The sequence below is a fragment of the Paraburkholderia sp. J8-2 genome (genome assembly GCF_905220195.1).
Lineage (GTDB): Bacteria > Pseudomonadota > Gammaproteobacteria > Burkholderiales > Burkholderiaceae > Paraburkholderia.
Genome location: NZ_CAJMZA010000009.1, coordinates 212,989 through 225,029, shown reverse-complemented (window position 1 = coordinate 225,029; position 12,041 = coordinate 212,989). Strand labels below are relative to the sequence as shown.

General features: G+C 66.0%; 13 protein-coding genes and 2 tRNA genes. 5 read left to right on the top strand and 10 right to left on the bottom strand.

Annotated features, from left to right (window positions below; all coding sequences use genetic code 11):
- Positions 1–58: 58 nt before the first annotated feature.
- The 7 genes from U5A52_RS21560 to fdxA form a co-directional block, all read right to left on the bottom strand.
- Entirely contained in the window at positions 59–382 is a 324-nt protein-coding gene (locus tag U5A52_RS21560; protein WP_158758285.1) for an AzlD domain-containing protein, read from the bottom strand.
- Positions 379–1,098, bottom strand: coding sequence for an AzlC family ABC transporter permease (locus tag U5A52_RS21555; protein ID WP_321912652.1), 720 nt, complete (start codon positions 1,096–1,098; stop codon positions 379–381). Before U5A52_RS21555 ends, U5A52_RS21560 begins: the two co-directional genes overlap by 4 nt.
- A 147-nt stretch (positions 1,099–1,245) precedes the next feature.
- A complete protein-coding gene (locus U5A52_RS21550) occupies positions 1,246–2,154 on the bottom strand; it encodes an AraC family transcriptional regulator (protein WP_321936116.1) in 909 nt (302 codons plus the stop codon).
- A gap of 28 nt (positions 2,155–2,182) precedes the next feature.
- A complete protein-coding gene (locus U5A52_RS21545; protein WP_321936115.1) occupies positions 2,183–2,659 on the bottom strand; it encodes a CreA family protein in 477 nt (158 codons plus the stop codon).
- A 166-nt stretch (positions 2,660–2,825) separates the two neighbouring features.
- Positions 2,826–2,901: transfer RNA gene (locus tag U5A52_RS21540), tRNA-Asn, on the bottom strand.
- A 69-nt stretch (positions 2,902–2,970) separates the two neighbouring features.
- Positions 2,971–3,046: transfer RNA gene (locus tag U5A52_RS21535), tRNA-Asn, on the bottom strand.
- A 107-nt stretch (positions 3,047–3,153) separates the two neighbouring features.
- The gene (gene fdxA / locus U5A52_RS21530; protein WP_321912568.1) at positions 3,154–3,477 is read right to left on the bottom strand and encodes a ferredoxin FdxA; all 324 of its coding nucleotides are present in this window, start codon (positions 3,475–3,477) and stop codon (positions 3,154–3,156) included.
- Between the two features lie 326 nt (positions 3,478–3,803).
- Between fdxA and pncB the strand changes: the two genes are divergently transcribed.
- From pncB to U5A52_RS21505, 5 genes are all read left to right on the top strand, one after another.
- Complete coding sequence (gene pncB / locus U5A52_RS21525; RefSeq protein ID WP_321912566.1) at positions 3,804–5,006, top strand: nicotinate phosphoribosyltransferase; 1,203 nt, start codon at positions 3,804–3,806, stop codon at positions 5,004–5,006.
- 93 nt (positions 5,007–5,099) lie between these two features.
- Positions 5,100–5,762 (top strand): lactate utilization protein C, encoded by a 663-nt coding sequence (locus tag U5A52_RS21520; RefSeq protein WP_321936114.1) that lies wholly within the window; start codon positions 5,100–5,102, stop codon positions 5,760–5,762.
- On the top strand, positions 5,752–7,188 hold the full coding sequence (locus U5A52_RS21515) for a sodium:proton antiporter (RefSeq protein WP_321936113.1): 1,437 nt from the start codon (positions 5,752–5,754) through the stop codon (positions 7,186–7,188). The genes U5A52_RS21520 and U5A52_RS21515 overlap by 11 nt, the downstream gene beginning before the upstream one ends.
- 103 nt (positions 7,189–7,291) lie before the next feature.
- Entirely contained in the window at positions 7,292–8,281 is a 990-nt protein-coding gene (locus U5A52_RS21510; protein WP_321912562.1) for a D-glycerate dehydrogenase, read from the top strand.
- Positions 8,278–9,804 carry a DNA recombination protein RmuC gene (locus U5A52_RS21505; protein WP_415774033.1) on the top strand — a complete coding sequence of 509 codons (1,527 nt, stop codon included), beginning with the start codon at positions 8,278–8,280 and terminating at the stop codon, positions 9,802–9,804. The genes U5A52_RS21510 and U5A52_RS21505 overlap by 4 nt, the downstream gene beginning before the upstream one ends.
- Before the next feature lie 79 nt (positions 9,805–9,883).
- Here U5A52_RS21505 and U5A52_RS21500 read toward each other — a convergent pair whose 3' ends face one another.
- The 3 genes from U5A52_RS21500 to glp all read right to left on the bottom strand — a co-directional run bounded on the left by U5A52_RS21500 (position 9,884) and on the right by glp (position 12,028).
- Entirely contained in the window at positions 9,884–10,381 is a 498-nt protein-coding gene (locus U5A52_RS21500; RefSeq protein ID WP_321912561.1) for a GNAT family N-acetyltransferase, read from the bottom strand.
- Positions 10,381–10,656 (bottom strand): hypothetical protein, encoded by a 276-nt coding sequence (locus tag U5A52_RS21495; protein ID WP_028212919.1) that lies wholly within the window; start codon positions 10,654–10,656, stop codon positions 10,381–10,383. The genes U5A52_RS21500 and U5A52_RS21495 overlap by 1 nt, the downstream gene beginning before the upstream one ends.
- 67 nt (positions 10,657–10,723) lie before the next feature.
- Complete coding sequence (glp, locus tag U5A52_RS21490) at positions 10,724–12,028, bottom strand: gephyrin-like molybdotransferase Glp (protein WP_321936112.1); 1,305 nt, start codon at positions 12,026–12,028, stop codon at positions 10,724–10,726.
- Between the last annotated feature and the right edge of the window lie 13 nt (positions 12,029–12,041).

The window sequence follows — 12,041 nt, the reverse complement described above, 5'->3', positions numbered from 1 at the left end:
TTGACGGGTTTAACGGCGCGCCGGGGTGAAACTTGAGCGTAAGGGGCGAGGGGACGCTCTAGCGCAGCACGACGCCTTGCCAGAGGAAGAACACGCCGAGCCCGACCGCGATGGTGAGGAGCGGCCGCTTCGTGAGCGCGCTGACAACAATGGCCGCGAGCGCGCCGACGAGCTGCGGGTTGCGCCAGGTCAGCTCGGCGCCCTGGCCGTGGGGCGAGACCGCCATCGGCACGATGATGGCCGTGAGTACGGTAACGGGCACGAAGCCGAGCGCGGTGCGCACGAGCGGCGGGAACACGAGCCGGTCGCCGAGCACGAACACCGCCGTGCGAATGACGAGGGTGATGAGGGCCATGCCGAGAATCAGGACGACGTAGTTCATTGCCCGGCTCCTGCGGTGCGTTGGACGTTGGTGGGCTTGCGGGCGGAGTCGCTTGCGGCGCGGACGCCGCGCGAGGAACCCGGGCGCGAGAGGACGACGCCCACGACCACGCCTGCGAGCACGGCGCCGAGCAGCCCGAGCTTGTACGGCCAGCCCTGCCAGAAAAAGGCGAGCGCGCCCGCGGTCGCGGCAGCGGCGAGGTAGCGCACGGCAACCAACTGTGGCACGACGATGGCGATGAAGGTCGCGACCATCGCGAAGTCGAGGCCGAGCGACTGCAGGCCCGGAAACGCCGCGCCGAACAGCAGGCCGGCCGCGGTCCAGAGCTGCCAGTTCAGGTACATCGAGACGCCCGAACCGAGGAAATGCCACGGCGAGACGTCGTCGCCGGGCGGATGGCGGCGGAAATGCGCCCACGCGACCGCGAAGACCTCGTCGGTGAGCAGGCCGCCGAGCACGAGACGCCAGCGCAGCGGCAGATGCGAGACATAGGGCGCGAGCGTTGCGCTGTAGAGCACGTGCCGCAGGTTCACGATGAACGTGGTGGCAAGAATGACAGCGAAGCTCGCGTGCGAGGCGATCAGCCCGAGCGCGATGAACTGCGCGGAGCCGGCGAACACGGCGAGCGACATGAACTGGCCGTGCCAGAGCGAAAGCGGGCCCGAGGTGACGAGCGTGCCGAAGATCACGCCGAACGGCGCGGCGCCGATCATCATGGGGATCGTGTCGCGCGCGCCGGCGATGAATTCGGTGAAGCGGTTGGGATGCGTGGTCAAACTGTCCTCCTGATACAAGGGGACAGCATAACGGCCGCCCGTGCGGGTGGCTTGTACGTTCTTGCGGCGCGAGGCGGGCTTGCGCCTTCAGAACGACTGCCAGCGCCCCGGCGGCACGCCGAACATACGCCGGAAGTGCCGTGTGAAATGGCTCTGGTCGGTGAAGCCGCTCGCCGCGGCGACGTCGGCCACCGAGGCGCCTTCGCGCAACGGGCCGAGCGCGCGTTGCAGGCGCAACTGCGTGCGCCAGGCGTGCGGCGGCAGCCCGGTCGCCTGCGTGAAGAGCCGCGTGGCGTGAAAGGGCGAGAGGCCGACTGCGTGGGCGAGATCGGCCACGCGCAACGGCATGGCGAGATCGGCGGCGAGGAGCGCCTTCATCGTTTCCACACGCGGATCGTTCGGGCCGTGCCTGAGCGCCGCCTCGCGCGTGCGGCCGTAGCGCGTGAGCAGCGTCGAGAGCGCGTCGAGCAGTGCACCTTCTACGGCGAGCAGATCGGAGCGCTGCGCATCGGAAGCGGTGGGAAGCGCCGCCAAGCCGGCGCTCGTGCTGGATTGAGCTGCGGCGCGCCGCCAGTCGGCGTCGGCTTCGAGCAGACGGTGTGCGCGCGAGAGCCGATGCGCGAGATCGAGATCGTGGATCACCTCCGTGTCGAACCACGGCAGCGGCTGCGCGCGCCCCGCGATTTCGCCGGCGAGATCGTGCAGGAAGTCGATCGGCACGTACATCACCCGATAGCTCCAGCCTTCCTCGGCGGCGCGCGAGCCCGTGTGCAGCTCGCCGGGATTGATGACCGGCACGCTGCCCGTTTCGGCGACGTGCTGCGCGCCGCGATAGCGATAGCATTCGGCGCCGCCCTCGATTACGGGGATCGTGTACGCCTCGTGCCAGTGGGGCGCGAACGTATGTTCGTTGTATTCGGCCGTGACGAGATCCGCGCCGGGCAGAAGCGGCGTGCGCCAGTAGCGGGCGGAATCTCGAAAACGGGAATCGGTCATGGTGAGGGATCCGGCTCAGATCCCCAGTTTAGCGCAGCGGAATCGTCGTGCCCGCCGGCACCGGTACGGCCGTGACGCTGTTCTTGGCGCTGCCGCTCACCACCCGGTCGCTGTAGGTCAGATACACGAGCGCGTTGCGCTTCGCGTCGACCACGCGCACGACGTGCAACGTCTTGAACAGGAACGACATGCGCTCGTTGAAGACGTCGTCTTGCTGCTTGAGCGGGCCTGTGAACGAGATCGGCCCGACCTGCCGGCACGCGATCGACGCCTCGGTCGGATCTTCCGCAATGCCGAGCGTGCCCTTCACGCCGCCCGTGCGCGCGCGGGAGACATAGCAGGTGACGCCTTGCACCTGCGGATCGTCGTAGGCTTCGACGACGACTTTGTCGGAACCGGTCACGCGGAAGTTGGTGTTCACGCTGCCGATCTGTTCGGCGTGGGCAGCGGCCGAGGCGACGAGGCTCGCGCCGGCGAGGAGGGCGGTGAGGCGGTCGGATTTCATGCGGATTCCCGAAGATGACGAATCGACATTATCGGGGAGGGAGGGGAGTGTCAGGGTGAGACTGCGAAGACATTCGGCTGCACTGACGACGCAGCCTCGCTGTATGCACAACACGCGCAGCAAAAGAAAAAGGGGTTGCGTGCAAACACGCAACCCCTCGATATTTTGGCTCCCCGACCTGGGCTCGAACCAGGGACCTACGGATTAACAGTCCGGCGCTCTACCGACTGAGCTATCGGGGAACAGCAATACAGCTACAACTCTTTACGTCATAAAAAAGCCCGTTGTGATTAACGGGCTTTTGCGAATCTTGGCTCCCCGACCTGGGCTCGAACCAGGGACCTACGGATTAACAGTCCGGCGCTCTACCGACTGAGCTATCGGGGATCAACAAAAGCAGAGAACGAGATTCTATGGGGTATGGCTAGACCTGTCAATACCCCGTCGCTATCTCTTTAAGGGCAATCCGCGATCAGCGTGCGATTAACGTGCAATCAGCGTGCGAGCAGCGCGAGCTTGTCCTTCACGTCCTTGAATTCGTCGGCTTCCGGCAGCGGGGCCTTGGTCTTGGTGATGCTCGGCCAGTTCTTGGCGAGGTCGGCATTCAGCTCGATGAACGATTGCTGGTCGCCAGGCACGTCTTCCTCGGCGTAGATGGCGTTCACCGGGCATTCCGCAACGCACACGGCGCAGTCGATGCACTCGTCCGGGTCGATCGCGAGGAAGTTGGGACCTTCGCGAAAGCAGTCCACCGGGCACACATCGACGCAGTCGGTATAGCGGCACTTGATGCAGCTTTCGGTCACAACGTGAGTCATTCAGGCAGCTCCTGCAAGCTTTTTGTATCGGGGGATGGCGGTTCGCCAAAGGCGCTATTGTAACTGATGAGGAATTACCCCAACCACGGGCCCGTAACCGTCCTTATATCGTTTCGTGATTAGTTTATATGATGGGGTGATCCGCACCGTTTTACCCCTTGCGAACAAGGGGACGTGCCGGCGGGCACGCGGGGCGCGCAGGCATTCGGGTAACATGGGCGCACCGCTGGCGCTCGCCGCCCGGAGCCGCTGCGAGGCATCTGCCGCGCAGCGAGTCCGGTTCCCGCTTCGCGGGCGCTATCCGATTGCAGTCCGGCTGGCCCATCATGATCATTACTTCGCTGCTCGATACCGATCTGTACAAATTCACGATGATGCAGGTGGTGCTGCATCATTTCCCCGCGGCCAATGTGGAATACCGTTTCCGCTGCCGCACGCCGAACGTCGATCTCGTGCCCTACATCGACGAGATCCGCAGCGAGATCCAGAAGCTCTGCAGGCTGCGCTTCGCCGAGCCCGAGCTCGAGTATCTGCGCAAGATGCGCTTCATCAAGGGCGACTTCATCGACTTTCTCGCGCTCTTTCACCTCAACGAAAAGTACATCTCGATCACGCCGTCGCCCAAGGGCAACGGCGAAATCGACATCGAGATCAAGGGGCCGTGGCTGCACACGATCCTTTTCGAGATCCCGGTGCTCGCCATCGTCAACGAGGTGTATTTCCGCAACACGCAGCATCATCCGCAGTATGAGGAGGGGCGCGAGCGCCTGCGCCACAAGATCGAATTGCTCGGCGCGAAGCCTGAATTCGCCGACTGCAAGATCGCCGACTACGGCACGCGCCGCCGTTTCTCGAAGCGCTGGCACGAAGAAGTCATCCTCACGCTCAAGGACGATCTCGGCGAGCAGTTCACCGGCACGAGCAACGTCTACTACGCGATGAAGCACAACCTCACGCCGCTCGGCACGATGGCGCACGAGTACCTGCAGGCGTGTCAGGCGCTCGGACCGCGCCTGCGCGACTCGCAAATCTATGGCTTCGAGATGTGGGCGAAGGAGTATCGCGGCGACCTCGGCATCGCGCTCTCGGACGTCTACGGCATGCAGGCCTTCCTGCGCGACTTCGACATGTATTTCTGCAAGCTCTTCGACGGCGCGCGGCACGATTCTGGCGATCCGTTCGAGTGGGGCGAGCGCCTGCTCAAGCACTACGAGGACAACCGCTGCGACCCGCGCACGAAGACAATGATCTTCTCGGACGCGCTCGACATTCCCAAGGTGCTGCGCCTGTACGAGCGTTTCGGCGACCGCTGCCGCCTCGCGTTCGGCGTGGGCACGAATCTCACCAACGACCTCGGCTATCAGCCGCTGCAGATCGTCATCAAGATGGTTCGCTGCAACGGCCAGCCTGTTGCCAAGCTCTCCGATTCGCCGGGCAAGAACATGTGCGACGACAAGGCGTATCTCGCCTATCTGCGCCAGGTGTTCGGCATCGAGCAGCCCGTGGAAGAGGAGTGCGCGGGCAAATAGGCGCGTAAAGAAGCGCACACGGAACCCGTCAATCACAAGGCGACGCCCCGGTATAATCGGCGCGTCGCTTTTCTTCATTTGACGAGGACGTTCATGGACACGACGGCCGCCCGCCGCAGCATACTCGCGCGCATTCGCGCGGCGCAGGGACGCGAGGCTACGCCCGCGGCGCACGAACGCGAAGCCGTGGCCGACTACCTCGCGCAGCATCCCGAAGGTCCGCGTCCGCCGCTCGAAGGCGACCTCGTTGCGCGCTTCGTTGGCGAGGCGCGCAAGATGTCGAGCACCGTCGACGAAGTCCAGCAGATGGCCGACGTGCCCGCCGCCGCGCAACGTTATCTCGCCGAGCGCAGCCTGCCGATGCAGGCTGTCGCGTGGCAAACGCTCGAAACCTTCGACTGGGCCGGCGCGGGTCTCGCGGTTCAATTCCGCAAGCCGGAAGACCGCGATCTCGTCGGCCTCACAGGGTGTTTTTGCGCCACGGCCGAAACTGGCACGCTGGTGCTGCTCTCCAGCCCGCAAACCTGGGCCTCGGGCGCGCTGTTGCCCGAAACGCACATCGCTGTCGTGCCCGCTTCGCGCATCGTCGCGGGCCACGAGGACGCCTTCGCGCTCATGCGCGCCGAGCGCGGAGAACTGCCGCGTGCGGTCAATTTCGTTTCGGGGCCCTCGCGCACCGGCGACATCGAGCAGACCATCATTCTTGGCGCGCACGGGCCGTATCGCGTGCATGTGATCGTCGTGCATGGCGCGTAAGCGCAACGCGGCGAGCGCCTGCGCGGGAGCGCTCTTCGCTGCACTCACACTGTTCAGCACGAGCGCACACGCTGCGACGTTCGACGGAGCCTCGCTTGGCGCGGCCTGGGCGCTGCCGTTCGCCGGCATGCTTCTGTCGATCGCGTTCTTCCCCATGTTCGCGGCCACGTTCTGGCATCACCATTTCGGCAAGATCTCGGCGGCCTGGGCGCTGGCCTTCCTGCTGCCGTTCGCGGCCACGCACGGTCCCGGCGCGACGTATCCGCTCTTCGTGCACGCCGTGATCGACGAATATCTTCCGTTCATCGTGCTGCTCGGCGCGCTTTATACGATCGCAGGCGGCATCTGCGTGTATGGGAATTTGCGTGGCTCGCCGCGCATGAATACGTCGATCCTCGCGCTAGGCACCGTGCTCGCAAGCGTGATGGGCACGACGGGCGCGGCGATGCTGCTGATCCGGCCGCTCCTGCGCGCCAACGACAATCGACGGCACAACGTGCACGTGGTCGTGTTTTTCATCTTTCTCGTCGCGAACGCGGGCGGCCTGCTCACGCCGCTCGGCGACCCGCCGCTTTTCCTCGGCTTCCTCAACGGCGTGGGATTCTTCTGGACTGCGCAGCATCTAGCGCTTCCGATGCTGTTCGTCTGCGGCGTGCTGCTCGCGGTTTTCTATGCGCTCGATAGCTGGTACTTCAGCCAGGCCGGGGAAGTGCGCGGCGCCTCGCTCGACCCGACGCCGGACACCGGCGCGCTCGCGATCGGTGGCAAGGCGAATCTCGTGCTGCTCGCGCTGCTCATCGCGCTCGTGCTGATGAGCGGCATATGGCGTCCGGGTATCGTCTTCGAAGTCGCGGGCGCGCATGTGCAGCTGCAGAATCTCGTGCGCGATGCGGGACTTGTTGCGCTCGCACTCATCTCACTTGCGTTCACGTCGAAACAGGCGCGCGCCGACAACGGTTTCGAGTGGGCGCCGATCGTCGAGGTGGCCAAACTCTTCGCGGGCATTTTCGTGACGATCGCGCCGGTCATCGCGATGCTGCGCGCGGGCGAGGCGGGTGCATTCGCCGCGCTGATCCGCTTCGTGAATGACGCGCCGGGCCGCCCCAACGAAGCGATGTACTTCTGGGCGACGGGTCTGCTCTCGTCGTTTCTCGACAACGCGCCCACGTATCTCGTGTTCTTCAATCTCGCGGGCGGCGACGCCAATGCGCTCATGTCCGGCGGTGCGAAAACGCTGGCCGCGATTTCGGCGGGCGCCGTGTGGATGGGCGCGCTCACCTATATCGGCAACGCGCCGAACTTCATGGTGAAGGCGATCGCGCAGTCGCGCGGCGTGCGCATGCCGGGCTTCTTCGGCTATCTTGGCTGGTCGGGCCTGCTGCTCACGCCGGTCTTTCTCGTGGCCACCTGGCTCTTTTTCGTCTAGCCGCAGCTGCCTGGAAGGCGCTTTCGAAAAGCGCGCGAGACTTCCCTGAGCGCCCCGTCACGCGCAACAATGACGGACAACGACTGAAGTGTGGAGAGCAACGATGCAAAAGATTCTCGTGGCGCGCCCGATCTTTCCCGATGTGATCGATCGGCTGAAGCAATATTTCGACGTGGACTGGAACAACGGCGAGGCGCTTGCCCCCGAGGCGCTGCACGAGCGTCTCGCGGACAAGGACGGCGCGCTCACCGCGGGCGACCCGATCGGCGCCGCAGCGCTTGCCGCCGCGCCGCGCCTGCGCGCGGTGTCGAACATGGCCGTGGGCTACAACAACTTTGACATGGCCGCCTTCAACGCGGCCAACGTGCTTGGCACCAACACGCCCGACGTGCTCAACGAAACCACGGCCGACTTCGGCTGGGCGCTCATGATGGCAGCCGCGCGCCGCGTGACGGAGTCCGAACATTTCCTGCGCGCGGGCAAATGGGACAAGTGGTCGTTCGACGCGTTTCTCGGCTCGGACATCTATGGCGCCACGCTCGGCGTGATCGGCATGGGGCGTATCGGTCAGGCGCTTGCGCGCCGCGCGCGCGGCTTCAACATGCGTGTGGTCTATCACAACCGTTCGCGCGTCGCGCCTGAGATCGAGCGCGAACTGAACGCCGACTATCTCTCGAAGGAAGACCTGCTCAAGCAGGCCGACCATGTCGTGCTCGTGCTGCCCTATACGGCTGAAAACCATCACACGATCGGCGCAGCGGAACTCGCGCTGATGAAACCCACGGCCACGCTCACCAACATCGCACGCGGCGGCATCGTCGACGACGGGGCGCTCGCGCACGCGCTGCGCACACGCCAGATCGCGGCGGCGGGCCTCGACGTGTTCGAAGGCGAGCCGCGCGTGCATCCGGCGCTGCTCGAAGTGGAGAACGTCGTGCTCACGCCGCACATTGCAAGCGCGAGCGAAGCCACGCGCCGTGCCATGGCGAACCTCGCCGCCGACAACCTCATCGCCGCGCTCGGCGAAGGGCCGCGCGCGGGGCAGCCGCCTAACCCGATCAACCCCGCCGTGCTGGGGAAAGCGCGTACATGAGCCCGTTTGCAGTCATGTCGCTGGCGATCATCGCACTGGCGATCGCGTTCGTCGTGACGCTCGTCGCGTTGCTGCGCGCGCGTCACGGTCATGGCGCGGGCGACACCGAGGCCACGCTCGACGCGCTCGATCAACTGAGCGATCGCCTCGCCGCCTCGACCGACACGCAGGCGCGCGCGGCCGAGCGCATCGAGCGCGAACTGCGCAACGAGATCGCGCGCACCGCCCAGAGCTCGCGCAGCGAATTCGGCGGCGGCTTCGCGCAAGTGCAGCAGGCGCTGGCAGCGCAGCTCGGTAGCATGGCAACGGTGCAGAACAGCCAGATCGACGGCTTCGCCCAGCAGCTCGCCAAACTCACGGCGACCAATACGCAACAGCTCGACGCCGTGCGCCAGAGCCTGCATCAGCAAGCCCAGGTGGCGCGCGACGAGCAGGGCGCCGCGCTGCGCCACTTCGGCTCGTTGCTCACGCAGCAGCTCGCGCAACTCACCGAAGTCAACGACCGGCGCTTCGCCGAAGTGCGCGCGACGCTCGAACAGCGTCTGAAGGACATCGAAGCGAACAACGCGGCGAAGCTCGAGGAAATGCGCCGCACCGTCGACGAGAAGCTGCACGCGACGCTCGAACAGCGCCTTGGCGAATCGTTCAAGCTCGTTTCCGACCGGCTGGAGCAGGTCCATCGCGGACTTGGCGAGATGCAGACGCTGGCGGCGGGCGTGGGCGACCTGAAGAAGGTGCTCACCAACGTGAAGACACGCGGCACGTGGGGCGAGGTGCAGCTCGAAGCGTTGCTCGAGCAGATGCTCACGCCCGACCAGTTCGCGAAGAACGTGGCGACGGTGCCGAGGAGCAGTGAACGCGTGGAGTTCGCGATTCGTCTGCCCGGGCGTGGCGTCGGCGCTGGGGAAACCGGCGAGCCGGTCTGGCTGCCCATCGACGCCAAATTTCCGCGCGAGGACTACGAGCGTCTGATCGACGCCCAGGAGCGCGCGGACGCGCTCGCGATCGAGGAGGCGGGCCGCGCGCTCGAACTGCGCATTCGCGCGGAGGCGCGCACCATCGCCGAGAAGTACGTCGCGCCGCCGCACACGACCGATTTCGCGCTGCTGTTCCTGCCGACCGAAGGGCTGTACGCGGAAATCCTGCGCCGCCCCGGTTTGACCGATGTGCTGCAGCGCGACTACCGCGTGAGCGTCGCGGGGCCGACTACGCTCACGGCGCTCCTCAACAGCCTTCAGATGGGGTTCCGCACGCTTGCCATCGAGCGTCGTTCGAGCGAGGTGTGGCAGGTGCTCGGCGCGGTGAAGACGGAGTTCGGCAAGTTCGGCGACGTGCTCGCGCGCACGAAGTCGCAGCTCGAAACCGTCACGCGTTCCATCGAGGCCGCCGAGGTGCGCACGCGCGCGATGAACCGCAAGCTGCGCGACGTCGAGGCGCTGCCGGGCGAGGCCGCCGCGAATCTGCTCGGCGACGCGCTGCGCAACGGCGAAGCGGGAAGTGAAGGCGGATTCGGCGACGAGTGAGGAAAACCGCCGCGCCAAAAGGGAACGGGCCGCCTGAATCAGGCGGCCCGTTTGCATTCGAGCGTGCAGTTCGGTTGTGTTACCCGAGCGCCGTCTCGCCAGGCGCTGCGAGCTTGTCGAGCGCGTCGCCGGTCATGCGCACCACGCGCCAGTCGGGCAGCACGGTGGCGCCGAGCTTTTCATAGAAGCCGATAGCGGGCGTATTCCAGTCGAGCACGGTCCATTCGAAGCGGGCGCAGCCGCGTTCGACAGCGATCGCCGCGAGCGCGCGCAGCATTGCCGTGCCGAGACCGGTGCCGCGTTGCGACGGCTGCACGTACAGGTCTTCGAGATAGAGACCGCGGCGGCTCAGGAAGGTCGAGTAGTTGTGGAAAAAGAGCGCGTAGCCGACGATGCGGCCGGCGTCTTCCGCCACCAGCGCTTCGGCAGCGGGGCGCGCGCCGAACAGGGCGTCGGCGAGACCATCGGCCGTGCCCGTGAACAGATGCGTGAGTTTTTCGAACTCGGCGAGTTCATACATCAGCGCGTGCATGGCGCCGACGTCGGCGGGCGTGGCGGCGCGAATCGTTGCGGTCATCACGCTTCCTCGGGCACGTCGGAGAGATGGATCTCGATGCCGCCAAAGCGCGAGGCCACCCAGTTGTACGCGTGGCAGGCGATCCACAGCAGGATGAAGCCGACGATCGCATTGAGCAGCAGCGCGCTGAAGATGGTCGAGAGTTCGACCGAGCCATAGCGCACGAACGCCACGAGCACGCCGAGCAGCACGATAGGCACGCTGAAGGTCAGGTACACGAGGATGAGCGCCTTGGCGGTCTGGCCCGCAGCGATGAACGAGATCTGTTTTTTCATAGTAGTCGGTCCGTTATGCAGGTGTGGACGTGTGGATACGTTTGATGGCCTCTGCGGCGCCGTCGCGCTAGACGAGCCCATCGAACAGCATGATGTCGACGGCGTCGCCGGCGTCGAGATCGCCGGCTTCGTGGGCGAGCACGATAAAGCAGTTCGCCTCGCTCATCGTGCTGAGTGCGCCCGAGCTTTGCGAGCCGGTCGGCGTGACGCGCCACTGGCCGCTGTTATCGCGGCGCGCAAGGCCGCGCTGGAACTCCGTGCGTCCCGCACGCTTTCTGATCGGCTGATCGCTCAGTGCCGGCACGAGCGGGACGGGCTGCGCTTGCGCGCCCGCCATCGCCATGAGCGCGGGGCGCACGATCTGGTAGAACGAGACCATGGTCGCGACCGGGTTGCCGGGCAAGCCGAACAGGAGCGCCGCGCGGCCCGCGCCCGGGCGTCCGCCCGACCAGATGCGGCCGAACGCAAGCGGGCGGCCAGGACGCATGGCGAGGCCCCAGAACGAGACGTCGCCGAGCGTTTGCAACTGGGTGCGCGTGAAATCGGCTTCGCCGACCGAGACGCCGCCGGAGGTTAGCACGACATTAGCGCTTTCGGCAGCCTTTCTAAGCGTTGCCGCGAGCGCCGCCGGGTCGTCGCGCACGACGCCCAGGTCGATCGCCTCGACGTTCAGGCGTTGGAGCATCGCGCCGAGCGCGTAGCGGTTGCTGTCGTAGATGCAGCCGGGCTCGAGCGGCTCGCCCGGCGAGCGCAATTCGTCGCCGGTCGAAAAGTAGGCCACGCGCAGGCGTTGCTTGACGTTCGCCTCGACGAGTCCGAGCGAGGCAAGCAAGCCGATATCCGAAGCGCGCAGTACGCGGCCTGCCGCGAGCGCCACGCCGCCGTGCGCGAGATCCTCGCCCTTGCGGCGCGCATTCGCGCCTCGCCTGACGACGTTCGCTTCGAACGAGATGGCGTCGCCGTGTGCCGACACGTGCTCTTGGGGCACGACGGTGTCGCAGCCCGCGGGCATCGGCGCGCCGGTCATGATGCGCACGCAGGCGAGCGCGGCGACGTCGCCCGGGTAGGCGTGACCGGCGAAGGCCTTGCCGCACACAGTGAGCGAGAGACGGCCGGAGGCGTCGGCCAGCGCCGCGCCGTCGAACGCATAGCCGTCCATCGCGGCGTTGTCGTGCGCCGGGACGTCGATGGGCGAAATCACGTCTTCGGCCAGCACGCGCGCGAGCGCCTCGCGTAGCGGCACGCGCTCGCTCGCCGCGAGCGGCGTCACCCACTGCAGCACGATGGCCTGTGCGGCGTTGACGGGCAAAGCTTGCGGATCGTACTGGCTGATGCACCCGGCGTTGCCGGAGGGATGGTTAAGCGTGGTCATCGAATGAGGAAGC